We start from the raw sequence: 26654 nt of genomic DNA on the forward strand, positions 1-26654 counted from the left end.
TTGGGATAACTAAATGGGGTAAAAAGTGGGGTGTTTCTGCAGGCTTTGCGCCATGGGTCTTACAGTGAAATTGTTATTCACATAGGCATAAAAAAGTGTCTTTCTAACCATGTCGTCAAGTACTTTTTTTGCAATTTTTTTCTACTTTAACGCACCATAAAGGCGCAGTTGGATATTTCGCAAACCCATGAACTTTTTGTGATTTTAATCAAGCCCAAACACGAGTAGAATCCACCGTTAGTAAAGAATTTTCCTTATAAAATTTTTAGTGAAGCAATGAAGTCTGAGTTTCCAAATTACAAAGATAAGCACATCGCTGTTGTTGGTGGCGGTGTCGCAGGTGCAACAGCAGCAATTCATTTTGCGGAGCTGGGTTTTAAAGTTTCCGTAATAGAGAAGGGCGTATCACTGGTAAATGGTCCGCCCATTTGCCATTTACATGCAGGTGGCAACTTATATCGAGAGATTTCTGAGCAACAATGTTTAGATTTGTTAGCACAATCCATTGATACCGTTCGTCTATATCCGCTTTCACTGAATATTCGCCCGACGATCATTGCAGTCCCTTATTCTGATGGTGGAGATCCATCCGCACTGATTCCTCGACTAGAGGTGGTGAAAAATGCGTATCAAACTCTCGTTGATAAAGATCAAAGCAACAAAGTGCTTGGTGAGCCAAGCGAATACTACAAATTGTATTCAAAAGAGGATCTAGAAGCACTCGCACAACGTACTCAACCAAGTCACCCTGCAACCTTTGATGAGTGGTGTATTCCTTTTGCTCAACATGCTGATCTAGAAGCGCTAAAGTACCCAGTTGTGGCGGTTCAGGAATATGGCTGGAGTGTTTTTCGCCTTGCCGCAATTGCCAACTTAACGTTGAACGCTCTGCCAAACGCCTCAGTATGCACACAAGCAACGCTCAAACAAGCGGACTGGATGGGTAATCACTGGCAACTTGGTTACGAACGAGATGGCATTGATTATCTTATGACATGTGACTACTTGGTCAATGCATGTGGTTTTGAAACAGGATCCATTGACAATACCATCGGTGCCAAGCGTGATAGGTTAGTTGAGTTTAAAGCCGCTTACGTAACCAAGTGGGCAGACTGTCAACAACTGTGGCCAGAAGTTATTTTCCATGGACCGCGTGGAACTGATAAAGGAATGGCTCAACTGACCCCCTATGGTAATGGTTATTTTCAGCTTCACGGCATGACGAAAGGAATTACGCTATTTGAAGATGGCTTAGTTGAGAGTACGCCATCTTCTGCTCAGCCTGAACTGCCAGTACCTTTACTTTCAAAGATACGTAACGGTTGGCGAGAAGAAGTCTTAGAAGAACGAACCAATAATGCTATTAAACACATGGCGCAGTTCATTCCCGACTATCATTCTGCTATCAAAGGGGGAAAAGCCCTGTTTGGTGCCCAGCAAATTCCTGGAACGGATCCGGTACTCAGGGCAGCCGATGTGACCTTTGAAGACAACCATTACGCGCGGATAGAAGTGGTAAAAGCGTCATCAACACTACTTGCAGCGCAAAAAATGCTTCAGTTCTGGTTTGATATTGAACCTAACCAAAATGTGGAATCCCAACATCCAGTCGCTGTGCATTGGTCTGAGCAAGAAATTGAGCAGTACGCGATTAAACTCACTCAAGAGCGAGACTATCCGCAAGCATTAGCAGAGCGTTATGGGATACCTGCATAACCGTTACGTATGGGCTCAGAGGTTGTACTAATATCCAAAAAACTGAGCCCATTGGCACCATACTTCTTGCAAGCCTTGTCTATCTCCTTTCACAAAATTGACTTTTTGCCCGGGTTTCGCCTGTGCCAACCTTGGCAGGTCAATACGTGCTACACAGCCAAACTTAGGATAGCCACCGATGGTTTGGTGATCGTTGAGCAACACAATGGGATTACCATCGTTAGGAACTTGAATCGATCCTAGCGCAATTCCTTCCGACAGTACGCCTTCGTAAGGCGGTTTGATTTTGTTCCCCTCAAGACGATAGCCCATACGATTTGAATCAGGGGATATGGTGAATGCGTAGCTATAAAAGGCTTGGCGAGCGTCTTCATCAAAGTCCTCATTTTGATAGCCTTCAATCACTCTCAGCTTGATAGGTAAGTTGTAATCCGGCTTAAAGCGAAACGTCATCAGCCTTGGTTTGTGTTTCGGTAAGTTATGAGGAAAAAAGGGAAGAATATCGCCTGCTTTTAAAGCGCCACCATTTGAGTCATAACCACCAAGAGATTCTCTCGTGACTGTAGAGGCACTTCCTAAGTGCTGAGCAATATCGAACCCACCTTTAACCGCAAGATAGGATCGAAGTCCATTTTTTGCGACTCCGAACTGCAGCTTCTGCCCCTTCTTCAAAGTAAAGTCAGACCAATTTGAGATAGGCTCACCATCTACTTTTGCATTCAAATCACCACCACATATTGCAAGATGGCAATTATGTAGTGCGACAAAGCAAGCGTTACCCAAAGTAATTTCAATCGCTGCACAATTGACTACGTTACCAAGTAAATGGTTTGCCCAACTGTAGGCGTAATCATCTACGGGGCCACCTTGAGTCACGCCAATATGCGCTAAGCCAAAACGACCAAAGTCTTGAATCAAAGAAAGTGGCCCTGACTTTTCCACCAGCAATCCAGCGTAACTCATAGAACACCTCCTAACTCGATAAACTTTTGTTTGGAAATGGCATTAAACGTGACCTTGTCACCTACCTCAAACGGTATAAAAGGTGGCGTATCAGAGAAAAGCGGAAGTGGGCTTCTACCGATAATGTTCCATCCGCCAGGACTATCTGATGGATAGACGGCCGTTTTAAAGTCTGCGATTCCCACGCTTCCGGCTGGTACTCGCGTTCTCGGTGTAGCTAACCTTGGCATATGTAATTGAGTATCGACATCGGAGAGGAATGCAAAACCTGGAGCAAAACCAATCGCTGAAACCGCATACTCGGCTTGAGTATGTAAGGAAATGAGCGCGTCTAATGATAGTCCACGATCTTGAAAGCGGGGCAAATCTAGCGCGGTTTCTTCGGAGTAGTATACGGGAATAGTAATGTGGTTAGGTTGAACAAGACTGAGCGATTGAGTATCAAACTGACTGATCATTTGATGCAGTTTATGCACTAAATCTTTTTCATTGATTCGAAAAGGCAAGTAATCAATGAGGATGGTTTGATAGGAGGGGACCACGTTCATAATGATTGACGCTAAAGTGTCTTTGATGTTGCGAGCAAGTTCTCCGACCGCATTTTCAGAGATACTCTCGTCAAACTTAATGAAAATACTGCACTCGGAGATCAAAGAGATACTAAATTTCTCTTTATGCATTAATTTCCTCCCGCGTATAGGCTTTGACGGATCTTTTGGATCAGAGCGATCGACTCTTCATTGTCACCATGAACACAAATCGTATCGGCTTCCAGTAAAATGTAGCCGCCAGAAGCGGTTTTGACACGCCCAGAGTCTGCTAACGTACGGACTTGCTCAAGTATCGCATGCTCATTCTTTAACACGGCATTAGGCTGTGTCCTAGGTGTAAGTAATCCGTCATCTTGATACAAACGGTCTGCAAATGCTTCAAACAGCAAGGGAACGTCATAATCATCTGCGACTTCTAAGTATTTTTCGTTTTCCTGTGACGCTAGAATCATTAACGGCACTTTGAATAAAGCTGCCGCCTTTACAACTGATCTAAATATCGCATCACTTTTCATCATGTCGTTGTATAACGCACCATGAGGCTTTATATAGCTGATATCTGTGTATTGAGCCTGACAAAGTGCCCGTAACGCGCCTACTTGGTATATAACCATGTTAGTAATTTCATCACCCGTCATGTTTATACTGCGCCTGCCAAAGCCTTGGAGGTCGGCGTAGCCCGGGTGTGCTCCAATATCAACATCGTTGTCGTTGGCGAGAGTGATAGTGTCGTGCATGACATTAGGATCGGAAGCATGAAAACCACACGCGATGTTTGCCATATCAACATGAGGCATAACATCTTCGTCTGCCCCCATAATCCAAGAGCCAAAGCTCTCACCCATGTCACAGTTCAATGTAAGTTGCTGTTTATTCAATGTCATACGTTTTATTTCTACACAAGCAATGGGTTCACGATGCAGGAAAATGCATCTAGGTTCAGTGACTCACTTCATTCTTCTATCATGAAAGCGAGGTTTATGATCTGATGGCTGACGAAAAAGATCACTTTAGTCCATAAAGATGTTGCCGTTATTTGAGTTGATCCGAATTTTAAGGTATTTCGTTCCTTTTCCATCCAATTTTTGAGAATTTAAGGTTATTTTGCATTGGCATCGTGTTAATCTTGTCGCCCTTAATGGGTAATAGATTGCATAACAACGCTTCTGTCATTTTTAGTGGTTGTCTGCGACAGGAATACATATGTCATTACGAGCAAAGCTTATTTGGCCAATTTTGGTCTTTATAACGGCTATCTTTGTTATCTCAAAAGGTTATACCTCGTATACTGCATACCAATCGTCTAAGCATGAGTTGGTCGAACAAACGAGAAAGTTGATTAACAATGTTTCTTTCTCAATTAAAGATGCGCTAACGACAAAGAACAAGCAAAAAGCTCAAACTACTCTCATCAACTTTTTAAACCAGCCGAATGTTACGCGGGTTAAACTTTACGACCAAGATGATCAGCCTTTCGTTGTTCTTGAAGGAAGTGGGGTATCAGCTCCCGTACCTAATCAAACTGAAAGAAGCAAGTTACACGCGCTAGGTTATGCCTTATCAGCCAAATTTCTTTATGTTCTAGAGCCAATTATTCACGATGGTCGTGTCATTGGCAGTATGAGGGTTACGCTTTCCCATCGTCCAATCATAGAAGCCCAACAATCTTTACTTCGAGATGGTGCTGTACTTCTTCTGTTGCTGTTCGCTAGTGGCACTATCTTTTACATAAGTATCGATAGGCTTGTTCTCAAACCTGTTATAGAACTGAGTCATACGATAGAGAGTGTGACACACGGACAAAATACGGATACTCAAGTTCGCTATTACTCCAAGGATGAAATTGGAGAACTCGCACATTCCTTCAATCAAATGATGAACAAGTTAACAACACGCGAGAAACAGCGGCAACATTCATTAGAAATGTTAGAACAAAAGCGGGCGTTTTCAGAAGAAGTCATTGAATCTATTCAACATGCATTAGTTATTACCGACAACTTCGGGCGTGTTATTTACTGTAATACTGCGACTCGGCAGATATTTCAAAAAAAGTCAGAGGAACTTGAGCATGCCAATATCCGTGATCTAATTAAAACGAAAACACCGAATGAGCTGAGCCAAATCCTAAGTAGGGGGTTAGAATGCGATGACATTCACCTCAAAAATGCAGACAACGAACAGCAGTTGAGTTTAACCAGTCGTCGTTTGTCCACACATGGACACTTATTGTTTTCAATTCAAGATATCACCGAAATTGAAGAGGCCATGAGCAGGCAGCGTGTTGCGGGGCGTGTTTTTGAGAGCAGCCAAGATGGCCTCATCGTTCTTAATCATCGAGGTGTTATCACAATGGCTAACCCTGCGGTCACTAAGTTAGTTGGACTAGAGATGGATCAGCTTATTGGGAAGTCATTTATCCAAACACTTAAGTGGCGCAAGTTGCAGGAAATGATGCCTAGCATCATTGAATCGATAGAAAACTACGGGGTATGGCAAGGGGAAGTTATTGAACAGAACCATCTTGGCCAGTTTGTGCCGATGTTTGCAAGGGTTAATCGTATCGTTAAGTGTGAAGACAATGGGTTCTACGACCTAGTCATTGTTCTTACCGATCTTTCTGGTGCAAAAGAGATGGAACGACTTGAGTACTTAGCTCATCACGATGCACTAACGGGGTTAGCGAATCGCTCTAAGTTCCATTTAGAGTTGGAAGAATTAGTACAACGGTCGGGATACTTACGTGACGAATTTGCGGTGCTTTACCTCGATCTCGATGGTTTTAAAGAGGTTAATGATACTTATGGCCATGACGCAGGTGATGAAGTTCTGAAAAAAGTAGCCGAGCGTCTAACATCTGCGACTCGACATAGTGATTTAATCGCAAGACTTTCGGGTGATGAATTTGTCATGTTGGTTAATCCTGCCAACCAAAAAGTCGTCACCCGAATTGCAGAACAACTGCTCGAAAGCGTATGCACACCAATCGAGTACAAAGGTAACTCGCTCAAGGTTGGCGTTAGCATCGGCGTAAAATTGGTCGGTGTTAATGAGCGAGATGCCACTCGAGTGTTAAAAAGTGCAGATACTGCAATGTATCAAGCTAAAAAAGCCGGAAAAGGCCAAGCAATATTAATGGGATGCGAATTGCAGGAGACAGTTTAAATCGTAACGTCAAAGCTTTAAACTAAACCCATTCGCGTCAGAAGGAATGATAAAATGAAAGTACTTGTTACGGGTGGTATGGGCTATATTGGTAGCCATACATGTATTCAAATGATCGAAGCTGGTATGACGCCAGTGATTCTAGATAACCTGTACAACAGTAAGTCTACGGTCTTAGATCGCATTGAAAAGGTATGTGGCGTAAAGCCAACCTTCATTCAAGCCGATATCAGAGATAAATCGACAATGGTAGAGGTTCTAAAATCGCACGATATCGAAGCGGTTATCCATTTTGCAGGTTTAAAGGCCGTCGGTGAGTCCGTAGCAAAACCCCTAGAGTATTATGACAACAATGTGAATGGCACTTTGGTATTGGTTGATGCAATGCGCGAAGCTGGAGTTAAATCGTTGGTATTTAGCTCCTCAGCAACTGTCTATGGCGATCCTGCATCTGTTCCAATCACAGAAGACTTTCCAACTAGCGCAACTAACCCTTACGGACGCAGTAAATTAATGGTGGAAGAGTGTTTAACAGACTTCCAAAAGGCGAATCCAGATTGGAGCATCACACTTCTTCGTTACTTTAACCCTGTAGGTTCACATCCAACAGGTGAGTTAGGTGAAGATCCTCAAGGTATTCCAAATAACCTAATGCCGTTTGTTTCTCAAGTTGCGGTGGGCCGCCGAGAGTTCCTCTCTGTATTCGGTAGCGACTACCCAACGAAAGATGGCACCGGCGTGCGTGACTACATTCATGTGATGGACTTATCCGATGGTCACGTCGCTGCTTTGGAAAAAGTAGGTAACAAAGCTGGGCTTCATGTCTACAACCTTGGCACTGGCAATGGCTACAGTGTGCTTGAAATGGTGAAAGCGTTTGAAACCGCAAGTGGTAAAGATGTTCCATACCAACTTGTTGAACGTCGTCCAGGCGATATTGCGGAGTGCTGGGCTGATCCATCAAAAGCAATGAATGAGTTAGGTTGGAAAGCGTCTCGCACTCTAGAAGAAATGACGGGTGATACATGGCGTTGGCAATCTAACAACCCTCAAGGTTATCCAGACGCCTAATTTTGATTTACACAATAATAACAAAAAGACGTATAATTGCGTCTTTTTTGATCCAAATCGGAAAAAATCGTAAATTACTGGTTAAAAGGTAGCAAGTCTATATAGAGCTGTTAAACTATGTCCGACTCTTAATTTGGGTTATAAATTTTCTCATAGCTATTGGGGTAGTTCATGGAACTCGGTCTGATCATCACTTTTATCATTGCAGCAGCAGTAATGGTGAAAAAAGAGATGGCAAAACAGTAAACTTTCATTTTTCATACTTTTCTTTACATTTTTGAAATGAAAGCCATAAAAAAAGCCAGCATTAAGCTGGCTTTTGTGTTTTCGGAGGCTTTAGAACTCGTATTTAACACTAATGTTGTAATTACGCTCAGCTTGCGTTTTATCTCGACTTAACTCAGTCTTACCGCGAACATCGTTCCAAAGATGGTATTCTTCATTCGTCAGATTCATAACACCAGCATGAATGGTTATATCTTTCATTGGTTTGTAGTACGCCGTTAAGTCAACGACTGTCGCAGACGGCAAAGCAACTTGGTCTTTGATTCCGCCTTTATCACCATCAGAGTTGATATCACTGTTCGATTTCTTAGCCGTGTAGTTTACTTTTAGGCTTGTCCCCCAAAGTGCATTTGGTGAATCGTAATTTACCGCTGCCACTGCATTCCATGGGTTGACGCTGTTCAATGGGTTACCATCACCATCTTCACCTTCTGTGTATGCTGCAACAAAACGAGTTGTCACGCCTGATGGAAGACCGGTAATAGCATGCCAATCAAGACGGTTAGAGAGCTCAACCCCTTTAATATTTGCTTCATTAATATTGATATTTGTGAATTCAGTTAAACCACCATTATTTGATGAAGTTTGCTCAATAAAGTCACTGTAATCGCTGTAGTAGAACGCCACTTCAGTTACCGACGCTACAGTGTTATGACGGTAACCAAGCTCATAAGATACACTCTTTTCAGAGCCTAAATTTGGGTTAGGGCGGTTAATATAGCCATGAGACGGATTATCGTAGGTGTAATAAAGCTCGTCGAACGATGGCGCTCGAAACCCTTGGCTCACTTGCGCGAAGATCGTGCCAGGTTGCGATATAGAGTAAGTTGCTCCTAAACGACCAGTTAATGCAGAGTCGCTAAACTTCTCGAATGACTCTTCAGAGGTGTTGGAAGGATTAGTAGAGAAGTAATCGTAACGCACACCTGGAGTCAGAATTAGCTTGTCATTAAGAAGTGAAATTTCATCTTGCAAGAATAAACCAAAGCTTTCTTCTTTTGCATCCGGCGTGTAAACGTAAACGGTATCTGGCGTGCCGGGATCGGAATTCAACTCGCGATTGGTATTACTGATGTCACTATGTTTATACGATATTCCGTAAACAATATAGTGATTTTGAATCTCTTTATCTAACTGAGTTTCGAATTCAAATTTGTCTTCAGTATATTCGTAATCTTTTTTCTGTTGGTTGTCACCACTAGGCGGTACGTAAGGTGGATAACCTGGGCTGGCTTCGATAAAGCGATTAGACACGCCGTTTTCTTCTTTACCAATCCATGTAAGCTTGGACGTGATCGTATCCGAGATAGCTGCATCTGCAAACCAAATGTGCTTGAGCCCAATGCGATTTTGCTTGGTTGTGTCTTCAGCGTTGAAGTTTTTGTAACTTTTATGTGCGATCTCTGAGTCAGTCTCATTGTAAATAACTTCTCCCAAGAACTCCAAGCGATGAGCGTCATTCAATTGAGATTGAAGTTTTACCAATAGATCGTTTTTGTAATAATCTTGGTTGTCCACAGAATAGTTATCGTAAGGCGCCTTAGAGAAATTTTGTAGCTCTGCACCATCACGTCGTGTAAAGGCAACAAGTGCTTCTGTATTACCGAAACGCTTTGCTAAAGCTACGTGCTCACTAAAAGAGTTATCTTCCGATGAATAAGAAAGTTTTGCTTGACCGCCAAAGTCTTTACCATCTTTGAGGAAATCCTTCGGATCTTTTGTTTCGAATGCGACAACACCGCCAATTGCATCACTACCATGTAGGCTAGAAGCTGCACCTTTAACAATTTCGACACTCTTTAGCATATCAGGGTCAACGGTAACGGCACTAGAATTGATAAACGAATATGGTCCACCGCTGAATACACCTGGTTGAGATGCACCGTCTACTAATATTTTAACTCGTTTACCTTCCGTCCCGCGAATGTTAATACTTTGAACGCCTTGGCGTTGAGTGCCATTAACAGTAACTCCTGGCGTATACTCGAATAGATCATTCAAGTCCTTTACCATGTTTTCTTCGATTTCTTTCTCTGATACAACAGCAACAGAAGCCGCAACAGTGTTTATGGTTTGGTTGGTACGGGTGGCCGACACAACGACTTCTTCAAACTGAGAAGCTTCTTCCGCATAAGCAGTATGGGAAAGGGCAATCAGAATAGAGGCTGACAAAATTGTTTTTTTATACATTGGCTTCAATACCTTAGATCCATAATAGGTAACAACAAACGGGATATTAATGGATCTAAATAATAATTACTATCATTACCATTGTCATTTGTGGTTTTATCTTGAGTAGAACTCTTAGGTTATGAGCATTTCTAGTCTTTAGTTATCAGTGTGTTATATTGTTTAACGTTAGTTCTTGATAAGATCATCCAAATACAATCAATGTGACAAAAATCACATTAAGAGAGGCCATGTGCAGAGTCCAATTACGTTAGAAGCGCTCCATATTCTGGATGCCATTGACCGAAGAGGGAGTTTTGCAGCTGCTGCGAATGAGTTAGATAGAGCCCCGTCATCACTGAGCTATCAGATCCAGAAACTCGAGCAAGACTTAGACATCATTATCTTCGATCGCTCTGGCCACAAAGCCCATTTTACTGAAGCAGGAAAGCTCATCCTTGAAAGAGGACGAGCCATTTTACAAGCCAGTGAAAAGTTAGTGAATGATGCAACGTTATTGGCGAATGGCTGGGAACTGGATATTACCATTGCCTTTGATGGCATTATTCCTATATCCAATTTCTTCCCTATGGTTGATGCATTGGCTGAAGTCAGCTCAACACGAGTCAGACTGCAAGAAGAGATCTTGGCTGGTAGCTGGGAATCGCTGAATACAGGTAGAGCGGATTTACTGATTTGCCCATCACTTGATACACTTCCTCAAGAAGTCAAATCAGAAAAAATTGGTAAAATGAGCATGTTTTGGGTAGCGGCAGCTGATCACTATGTTCACAAGCGTAGTGGTAAGTTTGATGAGGCGGCGCGAGAAAAGTACCGAATTATTGCCATTGCAGACACTGCACGCGAACAACCTGCGCTCTCAATTAATATCATTCAAAAACAGCCTCGCTTGACCGTCACCAACTTTACGGCAAAAGTAGATGCGCTCACTGCAGGTTTAGGCATTGGTACGTTACCAAGCCAAATTGCACAACCTTTGATTGATAGTGGCGTATTGAAGCGAATCGAAGGTACAGAAGAGCAACCGATGGATATTATCTTAGCATGGCGCCGAAATACCATGGGTGAGGCGAAATCCTGGTGTATTCAATACTTGAAAAAGAATTGGAAACTAAAGTAACAACGTAACTTTTACTTCTTAGGTTCCCATTGCTTATCGAATCTAAGAAGTAAAGTTATCGCTAATGCTTTATTTTTCAATTTAAAGGAAGCACCATATCTGCCGTACCATCGGCAAACTGAACATCGACTTCAAATCCCAGGTTTTGAGCTAACATCAACATCCCTCTGTTTGTAGGCATGGTCATTCCAGACATTTGCTTTGTGCCTTTAATCTTGCAATAGCTGATAATTTTCTGCATCAGCACTTTACCTAAGCCTTTTCCTTTCAAATCTGAACGAACCAAAATAGCAAACTCAGCATCACTATTATCTGGGGTAATCAATGCGCGGGCTACGCCTATGATAGACGGTCCGTCGGTATTAAACGCTACCGCAACAAACGCCATTTCGCGGTCGTAGTCGATTTGAGTGAAGTTTGCCAAAGCCTCATGGTTGAACTCACCAACCTCAGAAAAGAAACGCTTATACAGATCTTCTTTCGATACGCTATTAATGAATTGAGCATGCAGTGGCTCATCTTCAGGCAGGATAGGGCGAAGCAGGATAGGTTGGCCATCTCGAAGCGTCACTGTTTCGACAAATTCTGCCGGGAAAGGACGAATCGCCAGACGTTTTTGCGCATCTCCCTCGTATTTACACAGTGTGATGTCCGCATCGAGGATAGTTAAATCGCTTCCCGACACTAATACTGGATGGATATCCAGTCTTTGTATTTCTGGCAACTCAACCGCCATTTGGGAGATACGAACTAAGAATTTCGACAACTCACTAATATCGAGCGCATCTTTGTGTTTCTGCAGGCGAATCTTTCCAGACTTTAGGGCAACAACGACAAGGTAGCGCGCAAGCGTCATGTTCAAAGGAGGAAGTGCAGCGACGGCATCTTGGGCGATATTCCACTCCGAGCCGCCTTGACCAAGCAAGATCACAGGTCCAAAGACCTTATCTACTGCAATACTAATCCGTAGCTCTTCAGCGCTGCCGAGCTTTGCCATACCTTGCACCAACAGACCGTGTACATTGGCAGAAGGGTAACTGAGCTTTACGGTATCTAGAATGGATAGCGCTGCGTTGGAAACTTCTCGACTGTTTCTTAAATTCAGGGCGACACCGTGTACATCCGATTTATGAGGAATGTCTGGAGATCGCAACTTAACCGCAACAGGGTATCCGATATTTTCTGCCATATGCACGGCTTCAATTTCGTCAGATGCAATCCATGTTGGCAGAACATTAAACCCGAACAGCTTAAATAATGGGCTGGTTTGATGCGTATCCAAGGTGACTGTATTTTTATCCAGTAGTCGTTCATTTACCCATTCTTTTGCAGAACTCACACTTCCAGAGTGCAATGGTTCAGCCGTCGTTGGCGTTTCCATTAATTGCTTCTGGTTTCGTCGATACTCAACCAAGTGCATGTATGCAACGACCGCACTTTCCGGCGTTCGATAGGTTGGAATGCCAGCTTGAGTAAATGCCAGTCGTGCCTCTCTCGACGTTTGTTCACCTGACCAGTTGGTCAAGATATTAAAATGCTTATGCCGAGGGTGAGCCTTGATCGCCTCAATAACAGCTTGAGCAGTTTCAAGAGGGTCGGAAACCGCAGAAGGACTATGCATTATCAAGATCGCATCTGCACAGTCGTTATTCATCAGTGCGTTAATGGTATCAATGTAGCGTTTTTTTGTTGCGTCTCCAGAAAGATCAATCGGATTTCGAGCGCGCCAGTTGGACGGGAGTACTGTTTGTAATTGCTCAATGGCAGCGTCATCAAGTGTTGCGAGCTGACCACCACGTTCAATCAAAGTATCAACGGACATAACTGCAGGGCCGCCGCCATTGGTGATGATCGCTAAACGCTCCCCACGAAGTGGCACAGAATGCGTGAGTGTTTCTACCGCAGCAAAGAGCTCATGCGTATTGCTGACTCGTAACATACCAGTTCGACGGATGGCAGAATCGTAAATTACATCAAGCGTATCACCATCTTGCTGTTCGAAAGTATTCATCTCTTTAGAGCGGCCCGCTTTTAATACCAATATACGGCGGTTACGTGAAGCAGCTCGCGCAGCAGACATAAATCGTCGAGCATCCTGGATGTTATCCACATAAAGCAGAATAGCTTCCGTATTCCCATCCATACTTAAGTAATCAAGCAAATCTGCAAAATCGATATCCTGTCCGCGTCCAATCGAAATGAACGAAGAAAAGCCAATATTCTTATCATTTGCCCAGTCTAACACTGTGGTACAAACCGCCGCAGATTGTGAGATGAACGCAATTTTTCCGGGCTTAGCCGCAACAGGAGAAAACGTGCAGTTAAATTTGTGCCAAGGCAAGATAATACCTAAGCTGTTCGCTCCTAAAACTCGAATATTCAATGATGAAATATTTAAAGGCTGAGCGTCATCAGAGATAACAATCGCAAACGGCGTGCCTCTCTCATCTAACTCTTTAAGCAGTTGCTCATTACGTGAAACGTTCGTACATAAAATCGCAATATCTGGCGTATAGGGTAGGGAAGCCACATCCGGGTAGGCTATAACTCCGGATACCGCTTTGTATCGCGGCGTTACTGGCATAATCGCGCCACCAAATCCACTTTGTAGAAGGTTACGCATAACGACATGCCCTGCTCGCAATGCTTTTTGAGATGCACCAATAACGGCCACAGAGTTGGGTTTAAAGAGTTTATGTAGTTTATTCATGCTGACTCCTAGCCGTTTGCAAGTAACGTTTGCCTATCGGTTTCATATCAATCATAAACGAATAATTTATTGATAAAACGCCTTCAGACCAGACATTGCATAAAATGTGGGCGATGCTTATGGAGTTTGTGTTATTCATCACATCAAAATCACAGATTATTGTATTTGATGCTTGATAAACGGCCCTGCTATCGGCATGATTTATCGTAATATTTATCCAGAGCATTTGTTACTTCATGAAAAAAATCGCAATCATCGGCTTGTCAGTCCTGCTTTCTGCTTGTGCATCTGAAACTTACATCACAGACGTAACTTCTGAAAGTTATCGAGAGGACTACAAATCAGATCGTATCTCTAAGCCAATTATGGCGTCTGAAAACGCTGTAGTAGAAAAAGACGTACAACCAACTGTTGTGAAAATGACGGCAAAGCCTGAAGAGAAGAAAGTAGTCAAGCTAACGCCAAAAGAGCAGGCGAAGCCAGTTAAGATCGTACCACCGAGTAAAAAGCAAGCTGGCATTCAACGATTCGGCTATACCATTCAAGTCGCGGCTGTGGGTAGCCAAGCGAAAGTCGATCAGTTTGCAAATAAGCTGCCACAGAACGGACAGCCAATTTGGGAAAACTACAAAGTCGTCAACGGTACTAAGTGGTTCTCAGTTTTATACGGAGACTACGCAACAAGCGCGGAAGCCAAGCAAGCGATTTCGACTTTGCCTGCTCAATTTCAGCAGTTAAGACCATTTGTTAAAAGCATTGACGCCATTAAAAACTCAGCTTACCCAACGCTTAACAAATTAAACTAACACATCAAATAAGGGAGCGAATAGCTCCCTTATTTATTTGTTCAAATCCTACTCGAACAAAATTCCTCACACTAAAATTACTGTACGTCACACTTCAAAGGTTTATCATAATAAATAGTATCTTTTGTAGGTCACGGAAAGATTGATTCATGATTAAAAATATTCTTCTACTATGCGGCGGCGGCTCTTCTGAGCACGAGATTTCATTATTGTCTGCAAACTTTGTCGAACAACAATTAAATCTTATTGAAGACGTTCACGTTACACGCGTAGAAATAAAAAACGAAGGTTGGATGACCAACCAAGGTGAGTTGGTTTACTTAGATCTCAATACCAAGCAGTTGTGCTCAAGTGAATCTAATCAAACCATCGATTTCATTGTGCCTTGTATACATGGTTTTCCAGGCGAGACAGGTGATATTCAATCTCTGTTTGAAATCGCAGGCATTCCTTACCTGGGTTGCGGGCCAGAAGCAAGTAGCAATAGCTTCAATAAAATCACATCTAAGCTTTGGTACGACGCTATCGGCATTCCCAATACGCCATACTTATTCTTAACGCGCAACGATGAAGAAGCTCATGCTCAAGCTCATAAAGCGTTTGAAAAATGGGGAAAAGTCTTTGTCAAAGCCGCTCGTCAAGGGTCATCTGTTGGATGTTACAGCGTCACAGAAAAAGATAAACTTTCCAATGCAGTAAATGATGCGTTTGGGTTTTCTGACCAAGTGTTGGTTGAAAAATCAGTAAAACCACGAGAGCTTGAAGTTGCTGCATATGAGATGAATGGCCAGCTGCACATAACGAAGCCAGGCGAGGTTATTGCACCTGACGGTGCTTTTTACTCGTACGATGAAAAGTACAGCAGTTCAAGTCACTCGCTCACCGAAGTTGAAGCGAAGAATCTAACCCAAGCACAATTAGATGCAATTCAGCACGCATCTGAAAGGGTATTTAAGCAAATGAATCTTCGCCATTTGTCTCGTATCGACTTTTTCTTAACGGAAGATGATGAGATTTACTTAAACGAAGTAAACACCTTCCCAGGTATGACTCCGATCTCGATGTTCCCTAAAATGCTTCAAAATAACGGGCACAAATTCCATGAGTTCTTGGAAGATTGTATAAACAGTGCAAAGTGATTAACGTTATCGAGGCGCGTTTTATGATAGAAATTGTTTTCTAGAGCAAGGTTTATTCAAGCCGTATTTGAATATTGCTCAGTAGCAATTATGATTATATCAACGCATTAAACAGATGACTCAGTGGTATGGCGATTTCAAACTATAGAGGTTTTAACCTGCAGTCAGGCGGACCAAATGGCAGTATTTGGAAGGTTAAAATCAAGAACCACGTCTTACAAGGTAGTTTGACGGCGGTAAAGAAAAGCATTGATTGGTGGTGCGACACCGCATCAATTATTGATCCCAAAGAGTTTGCCGCCCTTGGACAAAGAGCGCAGCAAGTTGGTGGTGCAAAATCAGAAGTCTTTAACGGTTATACGATTCAAAATGATACAGGTCAGCCCAACTCTTGGTACTGTATGTTTAATGGTAAACTGATTAAGGGTAGTAAAACTGCTATTCAACGTCATATCGAAGCTTATTTAGTTGCAAAGCAAAAAGCGATGCAAGCTCAACAACAAAAGAAACAATAGAATGACTCTGGTATATTCAACAGAAACCGGTCGAATTAAGCCGGAAGAAGAGAAAACATCTCGCCCCAAAGGCGACGGTATTGTACGAATTCAGCGACAAACGAAAGGACGTAAAGGTAAAGGTGTATGCATCGTTACAGGTTTAGACTTGGATGATGCACCTTTAAAATTATTGGCTGCAGAACTCAAAAAAGTCTGCGGCTGTGGTGGCTCGGTAAAAGATGGCAATATCGAAATTCAAGGTGATGCTAGAGACAAGATCAAAGCGCATCTTGAAAAGAAAGGCATGACAGTCAAATTAGCCGGTGGTTAATTTACATTCACGAAAACTCAGAATGGCGTCTAAAAATAGACGCCATTTTTTATTTTAGTAAGTAATACGCTAATTGAAGAACAAGCAATCGCAGATTGATAGATCGATATTAGCTATTTTATGGTAAATAGCCATTGTGTTTAATACTCACATTAAAGTCTTTAACTTTCAAATTCACAGGGGAATAGGAGCGCTCATTGGCAACATTTGGCGTACGAGCACATTCAATTTAACATAATATACATAATACGCACTTTGGAGTTAGAAGGTTAGCAGTGGCGATAATAGCTTAGTGACACCGTATTTGGCTGTTGCGGCCTTGCAAGCTTCATCAGCTGTCTTGTATGGGCCGTGAACTTTTATTTCACCGCAGCGACCACTTGATAAGAACCAGTCATCAACTTTAAAACCGTGTAGCTGATTAAGTTCCTGCACTGTATCTTTGTATCTTTGATTACGTTCGACACTATACGCGTTTGTTCTGCATCTTGCTCATTCAAGTAGACGAACAGTTGGATTGGATATTCCATTATTTCTCTGCAATTTTCTGAGTTAACAAGATCTTTTGCTGGCGTTCTTGAAGTTCTGATACTAACTCAGCTGGGCATGAGCTAGTGTTTAAGTTATATCAGATAAGCAACCTAACGATTGCTTAAAGCCTTTGTCTGCAAATTTACTGCTCATTATATCCTTTCGATAACTTATGTTTTAAGTTATCGAAAGGATGAGAAAATTCAATGTTCTCACTTATGGGCACGTATTTTTCATCCCCAAAAGTGTAATTATTACATTAGCTTTATAGGAACAAGGCATCCATTAGATGTAAACTCTCTACTGTTCAATCTATACCTAGATCTTTCTTCATATGTTCACTCAACTCGCTAGTGGTTCTTACATTAATTTTATGTTTGCAATGATGGATTCTCAACTCTTCACCAAATAATTTTACTAACGATTTTGTATACAAAGCACTAATATTATTTATTATTCTATACAATGTACCTTTCTGATAAACAGATCTTTTCGAATTTTGTATTGCAGTCTTCATATTTAAATATTCTCACATTTTTAACTTTATAATTTAAAGAATTATTTTCAAGTTCGATCTTTATTATTGCTTTTGTCGATTTTGAATGAGTCATTATCAATGATGCGCAATCGACAATTAAATCACCTGAATCTAACTTAGTAATTTCACGAGAGAGAATTTTTATTTTTAAATTTTCCGTTTCGTTATTTAAGTCGATTGAGTTAATTTCTTCAGGATATTTGTTTAACTTAATATCCAATATGGTTTTATTAAGATAGTAGTCTGCCATTATTTCATGACGGCTTTTAAATATCATTGTCCCCCTCCGTTGATGCAAGTTATACTTTCCCTCCCGTTAAAAGACAACGTGACTCAGAGTTGCAAAAAGGTAACAATCATGGAATTGATGAACAATGAGCTGGTCTGCTTTGCAGCCATTTGTAAACACCTCTCTCTTACAGAGGCATCAAAAGAACTTGGAAAGTCGAAAGCTCAAGTCAGCAGGCAGTTAGCGGCATTAGAAAAACAACTTGGTGTAACACTCGTCCACAGGACAACAAGAAAACTCGTTTTAACTGATCATGGTGAAAGCATTAGAGAGCTTGCCATCAAAACGTTAGAGAGCTTGCAGGAGTTGAATTACAGAGCTAGCTCGTTGAGTGAGTGCATTAATGGAAAGTTTAAAATTACAATGCCCAACTCTATAGCCTCTTCTATTTTTGGTTCTGTTCTTAAAGGCTTACAAGAACGATATCCAGCAGTGAACTTTGAAATATCATCAAGTAACAATGTTGAGAATTTATTAGAAAGCAATGTAGATTTAGCGATTAGGCTTAATAATATTATTGATGACACTCTGATTGCACATAAAATCGGTGATTATAACGATGTTTTAATATCTACAGTTAACAATGCCAATAACAACACGCTATTAATCTACAAGAATCACTCGAATAAGGAATCAATTAAAAAGCAGTACACTGACGTTATCGAAGTTGATAACACCTCTATTTTAATAAACTTTGTCTCTGAGGGGGTTGGGGTTGGCGTCATTCCAAATTACCTTGTAAAAAGTAACCATATAGATAACAATATCCAAATTTCACAAAATTTTGATATAGAACGCTCCATGTATATCGCCTACCCTTATCAAAACCCTTTACCAAGAAAGCTAGCTGAAATATCTACTTTTATTAGGTCTGAGTTATCAAAAATATTGAAAAATGAATCACTTTAGGATGGCTTTTCAGGTTTATAATTTTCCTTTGATAACTCATGAGATCTAGCGAGAAGCTTTGTAACGTATTGTTTCAAAGAGCCTCGTTAGGCATTTATGAAAATCCCCAACTTTATGCTTGTTATCACAACATGAGATGCTATACCGTTTCATTATCAAGGCTTTGCGTGGAATAAATCACGTGGGTTAAACGATAGATTGACTTACATTAAAAATTTAATCGAAAGCAGCTTTATATTAAATTGATTTCATACCGTTCTGCGTGTATCTTCTACCCATATCCCCACAATAACCAAGGAGAATGCCATGGATAAGCTACTCGCGTCTGCACTAGAAATTAAGCAGCGAACTATGGTGACTGGCTTTTTTGCTAGAAATGGATTCAAAATCGCTATGACCGATTTTGATGATGTCACTTTTGAGCGAGAAGGTGTGCAAGTTAACGTGCATTTTGATTTGCAGTCAAACGCAGAGTCTGCATCTATTTTATCCCAAGAGGCTTCTGCCATTCCTGGTTAATTATTTTGTCGTCAATCATACGTAAAGCCGAACACAAACGTTCGGCTTTTTAATATGCGAAAAACGGGATTACAAAAGATGTGGCACAAACCTGCGTTACTGTCACTCATCCAAGTAAACAATCAATAAATCCGCTTCAACCTCATTCGCTACCTTTGGTACCGATGAAAAGAAACGGCTCAATAAATTATGATGATGACCGCAGACAACTAGGTCTATTCCCTCTTTTTTTACGATTCCCGACAATTTGATATGAAGGTCACCGATAACTGCCATCGTCTCGTGTACTGGATATAGGCATTTATCAGCGAGTTCTTGTAGCTCCTTTTGCAACTTTTGTTCTTCTTTCGGCTCCATGATCACACGATCAACATCCACATAAACGAATGAAAGTTTGGCGTTCGAGTTCTTTGCTTGAGTTATTGCTTTTTCGATAACGACTTGGCTAGATTGAGATAAATCAACAGCGACTAAAACGTGCTTGTAACTCATTCTTTCTCTCCTAGTTAGTTTTCATGTGCTTATAGTAAGTCTAGTTCACTAAGAGCGAATGCAATGTCTAAACTCATATTTCATGAAAATATGGGAGTTTGATATAAGAATGTGGAAACAGCCGAGCGATCAGCTATCTAATAGCCATTGAAGGCTCGTGAAGTCAACTAGTGACTTAGGAACCGGTTATTGATATGTGGCCCATTTTGTTCTCCCTCCTTAGGATGTACATAACTATGTAACTAACGCAAACAAACCCACGCTACACTGTCACTACGCTTCTAAATCCTGTCAATTTCTATTGCAGCTTGTTTTATATTCCTAATTACAACGTCGCCTAGTTTAGTAAAACCACTTGGCAATAAGTAATTTCTTCGTGTAATCCATCGATCAAGATTAAGAGCTATTTTCATAGACAACACTGAATTAAAGACAAGATTTAGAGTTAAAACAGAGTCCAACACTCCTATGTTCAACCTAAAACCGACATACGTCTGCGAGCACTTACTGTCTCTATAAGGTCAATTATATAACTATATTCAGATTTTATTTTTCTGTTACAACGTGTCTTTTTTGTCTTTTCAGCATAATCCTCTACTTGAAAACAGGCCCAATAACCGCCTTGTAATTTAATTACACAAAAAACATGACCAAAATAGAAACACAAGACAAAAAACCAACGTAAGTTGCTGAATTTATTTATTTTAATTTAAAAATAGCATTTTACCCCATATCCGTTCAAGCCAGAACGCATCAAGGTTAACTTAAACAAGTAAAATTTTACTAACTGCTTAGTACAGAATAGAGGGAGTTGAATAAATTGAATGGTATAGAAATAACGTTACGACGTAACTACGTTAAGGTGTGAAAATATTTGAGGATAATATGAGACCAAAAAAAAACAGGGCCAAAGCCCTGATATGAATTAATTAGTTTTGTTGCTGTTGTTTTTCTGCGTACTCAGATCGAATTTGTTCGGCAACAATTTTGATGGCTTCTGCTGTACTTGTGCCCTTCGCCATCAATTCTTGAATTTTCTCTACAGCTTGTTGTTGCTCTTGGTGAGATAGAGGGGGTAAATCGTCAAACATAAAAAAGCTCCTCATTTTGAGGAGCAGACTATAACGATTCAATTAATAGGTCGCAAGGAAATTAATGGATGCCCCCATTGCGTTCTCGTTCGTGTACTGAGCAGCAATATCTAATTCGATCAACTTAAGTGGAGACAGTCCAATACCTGCAGTAATGGTACCTTCGTCGCTACTTCGAGCTAAGTTTTTCATATAACCCGCTCGCAATGCCATTTGACGCAAGATATCAAATTCAATACCAGCTCGAATCATTTGTGTATTATCATCAAAGGATGAAAAACGTTTTTCTTCATTAAGATCGTAGTCGACACTCATAGTAAAGTAATCGGCAACAACCCCTGCCCCGACCGTATATACGGGACGCATGCTGTATTCGTATGATTTTATCGTATCACTGCCATACATGAACGATTTTGTTTTAACGTCTCTTCCGATCAAGTTTTTTGCTGAAATACCGACACGATATGGGCCAAAGAACCAAAGCGCGCCCGCATCCAAGTTAAACATCGTTTCCGCTGTCTCATGTTCACGTAAGTCTTTGGTATCGAAATTCTGAAAACTCGTGGCGTAAGAGTACGTATAAATACGCTGAAGTTTAGGCGTAACACCAAATGAAAGGTGTTGATTCATAAAGTTGGTGTATTTAGCAAGTGATACACCTGCTTCAGCAACACCAATAGAAACACCTTGTACGTAGCTATCGTCTAACGGATTAGTACCTGACGTATCTACTTTTGGTTGTACGAATGATTCAGTGTATAACTTACCGTAAGCAGTTGCAGATAAAAATTTATTAGGAATACCTATAGCGACAACGCCACCAAGATCAAAGTCAGTTTTTTTTCCATCTATGGCATTCATCGATTTTTTGATTTCATCGACATCGGTCAATTTGCTGATGCGTTCGATTTCATCGACAAGATCATATTGATCATCGTAGTTACCACCAAAACTTGGCACGATCATTCCTGCATCGTCGTTTCGGCGATAAATTGCAGTAAGTGCGGGGTTGAAAAAAGGAGCAGTCAGATAAGTTGCTGATACCGTACCAACGCCACCCATCGCATCGCTACGAGCTTCTATCGCATAAGTGGCAGCCGAAGCAACGTTTGCGAAAAGTGTGGTGGCAACTGAGGTGGCTAGAATTTTATATTTGGTTTTCATACTACACTTGTGATTTTGGTTCTTCCTGAACCTTTATCGGCACAAATGGTATTTCTTTAACTATTCTTCTTGGGAAAGATCATAGGTTCGGCTAATAGTTTGAGCTTGCTCAACAATTATATCGCCCTGCCAACGACGACTGTTGATACTCACTGCTAGCACGTATCTATCATTTGGGACACCCGCAAGCTCTAGTGAATTGGGATAGTTAGACTCGTACGTCTTTTTCCACATTTGCTCGTATTGACCATCAATGTAGTCATATAAACCAACTTCAAGTTGCGGTAATGGACAATGGGGATTACGAAGTGCGCTCTTTTCTACTTTCCAATTCTCTTTAGATGTCCAACGAACATATTGCGAAGAATTGGAATCTCCTAATATTACCCAAGTTCGATACTCTTGTTTATCTTTAGAAACAATAGTTAAGTGATACAAGCCTGCTTCAAGCTTACCCGTGAGGTTATAGCGTTTCGAATAACTACGCTCATTGGCTAATTCCGTACCGCTCGGCTGTTCTTCATAACTGAATGAACTGTCTGCGGATATAGAATCATCCACCCATCGATTAAATGAAATATTTTCGATGTCAGTTGTAGCTCTTAGCTTGATCACTAACCTAAATGTATCTCGCCCAGGGCTTTGGATAGTCTGACGAATAACGTTCACGCCACTTATCCATTCAGGCAGCGTTACACCAGTGAGAGACTTGCCACAGTTTTTAGATAGTGACTGACCAAGAAGGTCATTGAGATGAGGAGTCAAATCTTTACTTGGTTCCGTTTGCCACAGTTCAACAAGAGAGTTGAACATACCGGCAAGATCATCTTCAAGTAAGTGTTGATGTGCCTGCGTTAAAGGCGTGTTGGTTTGAAACCAGTCCATTGCATGGACTGGTTTCACTAACGCTAATGAGAGAACTACGGGGAGTAGTGTTTTCATTATGACTTATGCTTTCATCTTGTAGCCAACACCGCGAAGTGTTTCAATTTCCAGTCCTGGCAGTTTTTGACGAAGCTGCAATACGTGCGTATCCACAGTACGTGTTGTTGGGAAGTGATTATAACCCCAAACGTGGTCAAGTAGCTCATCACGAGTAAACACGCGACCTAAGTTCGACGCTAAAAATAACAGTAGATCAAACTCTGTACGAGTTAACGTAATTAGCTCATCTTTATAGGTAACTTCACGAGTTGAACGATCAATTTCTAAGTCTTTTGTGATCACTTTATCAGCGCTGCTTTGCTCTGCTGAATCCGGTGCTCGTAGCTGTGCACGGATTCTCGCAAAGAGTTCCGCTTCAGCAAAAGGCTTCGTTAAGTAGTCGTTCGCGCCGGAATCAAGGCCTGCAACTTTATCTTTTACGGTAACAAGTGCCGTTAGCAAGATAACTGGTACGTCTTTAATCTGTTTCCATTCTGGGAGACATTGTACAGAGTCACCATCTGGGAGTTGGCGATCGAGAATAACCAAGTCAGCTTTTTTCCATTGTGGTTCTACGTCTGCAATACGTTCCACATGTAAACACTCATATCCTGCTTGTTCCAGGCTTACTAACAGGCCATCAGCCAAGTTTTTATCGTCCTCAACGAGAAGCAGTGTCTGTTTCACAAGGTATCTCCAATATAAAGGTTGTAGGTGGTCCCATCAGGGACATTTTTCCGCCCATGCGGCCTACCATAGATTCAACGATTGTTAACCCAAGTCCTAACCCGCTCTTACTGACGAACGGTTTCTTCAAATTTGCCCAATCTTTAGCCGTTAGGCCACCAGCATCTCGGACTTGGAATACTATTTTTTCTTCACTAGTTGAAACATCCAATTCAACTGGTGCAATACCGTACTTAAGCGCATTACGAAGCAAGTTATCGATACAAGTTCCTAACCAGTACACATTAACTTTAGCAGCCACATCTTCATTGATGTTGAAAAGCACGGCACTATCAAATTCTTCTTCGATCTTAAATTCTAACCAGTCTGCGACAGACGGAACCCAGTCTGTTGCAAGCATTTGGTTATCAGATTGCAAATAATCTTTACTCGCTTCTGCCAATTGACGCAAACGACGTGTATCTTCACACAATCTGCGAAACTCGTCATATACGCTTTCAGGTAGATGCTCGAATTCTCGGCGAAAGCCCTCAACCGTCAGTGATAGAGATGCAATCGGTGTTCTGAGCTCATGCGTTAAAATTTGCAATACAAGCATTCTACTACGGAGCTCTTCTCGCTTACTATTCCAGCGGTATACAGCCCAACCAATCACTAGAAGAATATTTGCGATTACCAGTATGATCATACTGATCCGCAAAACTTGTGAGTGATCTTCTACATCCCAACAAATATTGCCTCGTTTAACAAAACAACTTTTACTTTGAGACGCTAGAGCGTACGACAGACCCGCATTAGCGACGTTTTCTTCCCAGATATCTTTCTCGAAAACAAAGTAACGGTCACCACGTCGTAACCAAAGTTCGTTACCTTCGATAAACATGCTCGCGCCTGCAATCAAAGCATTAATGGCGTCGTCGTCCATGTTTTTCAAGCTTTCTAACAACTCATCCCCTTCCTCATTGTCACGCTCTTTAATATGCATGTATTGAGCAAGCTTGGGTTTGAGTTCTGGATACTTATCCACATAGCGTGCAGCATAAGTCCCACCACCAGGGTGAATGAGCCCACTACGCGAAAACCAACGTGGTGTCAGTTGCGTCCCTTTACAGATAGCTCTTGTAAATACTAACGGCTCAGTAATTAAAGGACTTAATGGCAATTTACCACGACAAGTATTCGCTAAGCTGTAAAGCTGTTGTATATCTTTTAACGGATAGTCAGACGTTTGCGGCAGAAGCGAATCTGGCGCAAGTAACTTGGTAGGATAATTTGATTGCAGAATACGAATATCATACGATTTAAGAGCTACTTCATAATTAAATAGCTCTGTAAACGTATCTATTCTTTCTGGTAGTGAATCGGAAAATGCAGGTGCCGAAAAAAGCGGCAATACAGTTGCAAAACCGAGCAAAAACTTTTTAATCAAACTGTTACCGTCACTTGTTACATTAGCCAAAACTATACATCAATCTACAAGCAATTGACATCTGCTAACAGAAGGATTTGCATTACTATAACATTGAAACGGAACAAAAAAGGGCCAGCGATTGCTGACCCTGTATAGTTTTAAATCAAGAATGGTTAGAGTGCTTTAAAAATAGACTCAACACTTTCCTTCGCATCACCAAATAGCATTGATGTATTTTCTTTGAAGAACAGTGGGTTCTGTACACCTGCGTAACCAGTATTCATTGAACGCTTGAATACCACTACATTTTTCGCGTTCCAAACCTCCAGTACAGGCATACCAGCAATCGGACTATTCGGATCTTCAAGAGCAGCTGGGTTTACCGTATCGTTAGCGCCGATAACCAGTACGGTATCTGTTTCAGCGAAGTCATCATTGATTTCATCCATTTCAAGAACGATATCATACGGTACTTTCGCTTCAGCAAGTAACACGTTCATATGTCCCGGAAGACGACCTGCTACTGGGTGAATACCAAAGCGAACCTCAATACCTTTTGAACGAAGTACGTCAGTAATTTCATGCACTGGATACTGCGCTTGCGCTACAGCCATACCATATCCTGGAGTGATGATTACTGATTTTGAGTTCTTCAGCATTTCAGCGACTTCTTCTGCCGTTGTTTCGCGGTGTTCGCCCTGCTCTTCGTCACCTGAAATTACAATCTCTTGACCAAAGCCACCAGCAATAACACTGATAAACGAACGGTTCATGGCTTTACACATGATGTAAGAAAGAATCGCACCTGAAGAACCAACCAACGCACCTGTTACGATTAATAGATCATTTGCGAGCATGAAACCTGCTGCTGCTGCTGCCCAACCTGAATATGAGTTCAGCATTGAAACAACAACTGGCATATCAGCACCACCAATTGAAGCAACTAAGTGGTAACCGAACGCGAACGCAATCAGTGTCATCACAATCAGAGCGAACATGCTGCCATCTGCTTTTACGAAGTAGATCATAAGAAGCGTAGAAATCACAACCGCTGCAAGGTTCATTTTGTGCTTGTGAGGAAGGTTAAGCGGCGAAGAAGAAATCACACCACGTAACTTACCAAATGCAACAATTGAACCCGTGAAGGTTACGGCACCAATGAAAACACCCAAGAATACTTCTACAAGGTGGATAACATGTTCAGCATGAGTTGCGGCTTCTGGCGCATCAAGGTAACTGTTGTAGCCAACTAAAACCGCAGCTAAACCTACAAAGCTGTGCAGTATCGCAACCAGTTCTGGCATTTCGGTCATTTCTACTTTCTTCGCATAGAAAATACCGATCGCCCCACCTATCGCCATCGCAATAATGATCCACCCAAAGCCTTGAGCATCAGGGCTGAAGATCGTCGCGATCAGCGCGATCGTCATACCTGCGATACCATAGTAGTTACCATTACGAGCGGACTCTTGCTTTGAAAGCCCCGCCAAACTCATGATGAAAAATAATGCAGCAACAATGTAAGCTGCTTGTACTAATCCTGCAGACATTGTAACTC

General features: G+C 41.6%; 24 protein-coding genes. 10 read left to right on the forward strand and 14 right to left on the reverse strand.

Annotated elements, in window-relative coordinates:
* Nucleotides 1–276 precede the first annotated feature (276 nt).
* Entirely contained in the window at nucleotides 277–1716 is a 1440-nt protein-coding gene (locus tag L3V27_RS03410) for an FAD-dependent oxidoreductase (RefSeq protein ID WP_237311027.1), read from the forward strand.
* Nucleotides 1717–1743: 27 nt separating this feature from the next.
* On the opposite strand, the gene L3V27_RS03415 is transcribed toward L3V27_RS03410, so the two are convergent.
* The 3 genes from L3V27_RS03415 to L3V27_RS03425 are packed head-to-tail and all read right to left on the reverse strand — an operon-like array spanning nucleotide 1744 to nucleotide 4114.
* Nucleotides 1744–2679 carry a biotin-dependent carboxyltransferase family protein gene (locus L3V27_RS03415; protein WP_150916605.1) on the reverse strand — a complete coding sequence of 312 codons (936 nt, stop codon included), beginning with the start codon at nucleotides 2677–2679 and terminating at the stop codon, nucleotides 1744–1746.
* Nucleotides 2676–3359, reverse strand: coding sequence for an allophanate hydrolase subunit 1 (locus L3V27_RS03420; protein WP_237311028.1), 684 nt, complete (start codon nucleotides 3357–3359; stop codon nucleotides 2676–2678). Before L3V27_RS03420 ends, L3V27_RS03415 begins: the two co-directional genes overlap by 4 nt.
* Nucleotides 3359–4114, reverse strand: a complete 756-nt coding sequence (locus L3V27_RS03425; protein WP_237311029.1) for a 5-oxoprolinase subunit PxpA — start codon at nucleotides 4112–4114, stop codon at nucleotides 3359–3361. The genes L3V27_RS03420 and L3V27_RS03425 overlap by 1 nt, the downstream gene beginning before the upstream one ends.
* 319 nt (nucleotides 4115–4433) lie before the next feature.
* Between L3V27_RS03425 and L3V27_RS03430 the strand changes: the two genes are divergently transcribed.
* Together L3V27_RS03430 and galE are read left to right on the forward strand one after the other, a co-directional pair.
* On the forward strand, nucleotides 4434–6392 hold the full coding sequence (locus tag L3V27_RS03430; RefSeq protein WP_237311030.1) for a diguanylate cyclase: 1959 nt from the start codon (nucleotides 4434–4436) through the stop codon (nucleotides 6390–6392).
* 54 nt (nucleotides 6393–6446) lie between these two features.
* Nucleotides 6447–7463, forward strand: a complete 1017-nt coding sequence (galE, locus tag L3V27_RS03435; RefSeq protein ID WP_074190671.1) for a UDP-glucose 4-epimerase GalE — start codon at nucleotides 6447–6449, stop codon at nucleotides 7461–7463.
* Nucleotides 7464–7799: 336 nt separating this feature from the next.
* Here the strand turns inward: galE and L3V27_RS03440 are convergent, their stop codons facing one another.
* Nucleotides 7800–9938 carry a TonB-dependent hemoglobin/transferrin/lactoferrin family receptor gene (locus L3V27_RS03440; protein WP_237311031.1) on the reverse strand — a complete coding sequence of 713 codons (2139 nt, stop codon included), beginning with the start codon at nucleotides 9936–9938 and terminating at the stop codon, nucleotides 7800–7802.
* A gap of 232 nt (nucleotides 9939–10170) precedes the next feature.
* Between L3V27_RS03440 and L3V27_RS03445 the strand changes: the two genes are divergently transcribed.
* Nucleotides 10171–11058: a LysR family transcriptional regulator gene (locus tag L3V27_RS03445; protein ID WP_005395465.1), complete on the forward strand. Its 888-nt coding sequence runs from the start codon at nucleotides 10171–10173 to the stop codon at nucleotides 11056–11058.
* 76 nt (nucleotides 11059–11134) lie between these two features.
* Here L3V27_RS03445 and L3V27_RS03450 read toward each other — a convergent pair whose 3' ends face one another.
* A complete protein-coding gene (locus L3V27_RS03450; protein ID WP_237311033.1) occupies nucleotides 11135–13768 on the reverse strand; it encodes a bifunctional acetate--CoA ligase family protein/GNAT family N-acetyltransferase in 2634 nt (877 codons plus the stop codon).
* A gap of 236 nt (nucleotides 13769–14004) precedes the next feature.
* On the opposite strand from L3V27_RS03450, the gene L3V27_RS03455 reads away from it, so the two are divergent.
* The 4 genes from L3V27_RS03455 (at nucleotide 14005) to yciH (ending at nucleotide 16541) form a co-directional block, all read left to right on the forward strand.
* The gene (locus L3V27_RS03455) at nucleotides 14005–14574 is read left to right on the forward strand and encodes an SPOR domain-containing protein (RefSeq protein ID WP_005390018.1); all 570 of its coding nucleotides are present in this window, start codon (nucleotides 14005–14007) and stop codon (nucleotides 14572–14574) included.
* A 149-nt stretch (nucleotides 14575–14723) separates the two neighbouring features.
* Nucleotides 14724–15713 (forward strand): D-alanine--D-alanine ligase, encoded by a 990-nt coding sequence (locus L3V27_RS03460; RefSeq protein WP_047010388.1) that lies wholly within the window; start codon nucleotides 14724–14726, stop codon nucleotides 15711–15713.
* A gap of 128 nt (nucleotides 15714–15841) precedes the next feature.
* The gene (locus tag L3V27_RS03465; protein WP_237311034.1) at nucleotides 15842–16228 is read left to right on the forward strand and encodes a DUF3319 domain-containing protein; all 387 of its coding nucleotides are present in this window, start codon (nucleotides 15842–15844) and stop codon (nucleotides 16226–16228) included.
* Nucleotide 16229: 1 nt separating this feature from the next.
* Complete coding sequence (gene yciH, locus L3V27_RS03470; RefSeq protein WP_012842285.1) at nucleotides 16230–16541, forward strand: stress response translation initiation inhibitor YciH; 312 nt, start codon at nucleotides 16230–16232, stop codon at nucleotides 16539–16541.
* A 359-nt stretch (nucleotides 16542–16900) separates the two neighbouring features.
* Here yciH and L3V27_RS03475 read toward each other — a convergent pair whose 3' ends face one another.
* Together L3V27_RS03475 and L3V27_RS03480 are read right to left on the reverse strand one after the other, a co-directional pair.
* Complete coding sequence (locus L3V27_RS03475) at nucleotides 16901–17071, reverse strand: hypothetical protein (RefSeq protein ID WP_237311036.1); 171 nt, start codon at nucleotides 17069–17071, stop codon at nucleotides 16901–16903.
* Between the two features lie 459 nt (nucleotides 17072–17530).
* On the reverse strand, nucleotides 17531–17887 hold the full coding sequence (locus tag L3V27_RS03480) for a hypothetical protein (protein WP_203342491.1): 357 nt from the start codon (nucleotides 17885–17887) through the stop codon (nucleotides 17531–17533).
* Between the two features lie 81 nt (nucleotides 17888–17968).
* Here L3V27_RS03480 and L3V27_RS03485 point away from each other — a divergent pair, with 81 nt between their 5' ends.
* A complete protein-coding gene (locus L3V27_RS03485) occupies nucleotides 17969–18808 on the forward strand; it encodes a LysR family transcriptional regulator (protein ID WP_226420670.1) in 840 nt (279 codons plus the stop codon).
* A 306-nt stretch (nucleotides 18809–19114) separates the two neighbouring features.
* Nucleotides 19115–19327 (forward strand): hypothetical protein, encoded by a 213-nt coding sequence (locus tag L3V27_RS03490; RefSeq protein WP_012842272.1) that lies wholly within the window; start codon nucleotides 19115–19117, stop codon nucleotides 19325–19327.
* Nucleotides 19328–19429: 102 nt separating this feature from the next.
* Here the strand turns inward: L3V27_RS03490 and L3V27_RS03495 are convergent, their stop codons facing one another.
* The 7 genes from L3V27_RS03495 to pntB all read right to left on the reverse strand — a co-directional run bounded on the left by L3V27_RS03495 (nucleotide 19430) and on the right by pntB (nucleotide 26646).
* Nucleotides 19430–19819, reverse strand: coding sequence for a universal stress protein (locus L3V27_RS03495; RefSeq protein ID WP_046875460.1), 390 nt, complete (start codon nucleotides 19817–19819; stop codon nucleotides 19430–19432).
* 929 nt (nucleotides 19820–20748) lie between these two features.
* Nucleotides 20749–20910: a YoaH family protein gene (locus tag L3V27_RS03500; RefSeq protein WP_005394474.1), complete on the reverse strand. Its 162-nt coding sequence runs from the start codon at nucleotides 20908–20910 to the stop codon at nucleotides 20749–20751.
* Between the two features lie 42 nt (nucleotides 20911–20952).
* Complete coding sequence (locus L3V27_RS03505; RefSeq protein ID WP_046875459.1) at nucleotides 20953–22074, reverse strand: conjugal transfer protein TraF; 1122 nt, start codon at nucleotides 22072–22074, stop codon at nucleotides 20953–20955.
* A 60-nt stretch (nucleotides 22075–22134) separates the two neighbouring features.
* Nucleotides 22135–23016, reverse strand: coding sequence for a DUF2861 family protein (locus L3V27_RS03510; RefSeq protein WP_005394478.1), 882 nt, complete (start codon nucleotides 23014–23016; stop codon nucleotides 22135–22137).
* Between the two features lie 6 nt (nucleotides 23017–23022).
* Nucleotides 23023–23685: a response regulator transcription factor VxrB gene (gene vxrB / locus L3V27_RS03515; protein WP_005394480.1), complete on the reverse strand. Its 663-nt coding sequence runs from the start codon at nucleotides 23683–23685 to the stop codon at nucleotides 23023–23025.
* Nucleotides 23660–25114 (reverse strand): sensor histidine kinase VxrA, encoded by a 1455-nt coding sequence (vxrA, locus tag L3V27_RS03520; protein WP_005394482.1) that lies wholly within the window; start codon nucleotides 25112–25114, stop codon nucleotides 23660–23662. The genes vxrB and vxrA overlap by 26 nt, the downstream gene beginning before the upstream one ends.
* Before the next feature lie 155 nt (nucleotides 25115–25269).
* A complete protein-coding gene (gene pntB, locus L3V27_RS03525; RefSeq protein ID WP_005394484.1) occupies nucleotides 25270–26646 on the reverse strand; it encodes a Re/Si-specific NAD(P)(+) transhydrogenase subunit beta in 1377 nt (458 codons plus the stop codon).
* Nucleotides 26647–26654: the final 8 nt, after the last annotated feature.

Origin of the sequence: Vibrio sp. J2-3(2022) (assembly GCF_021725735.1) — a bacterium.
Classification (GTDB): domain Bacteria; phylum Pseudomonadota; class Gammaproteobacteria; order Enterobacterales; family Vibrionaceae; genus Vibrio; species Vibrio diabolicus.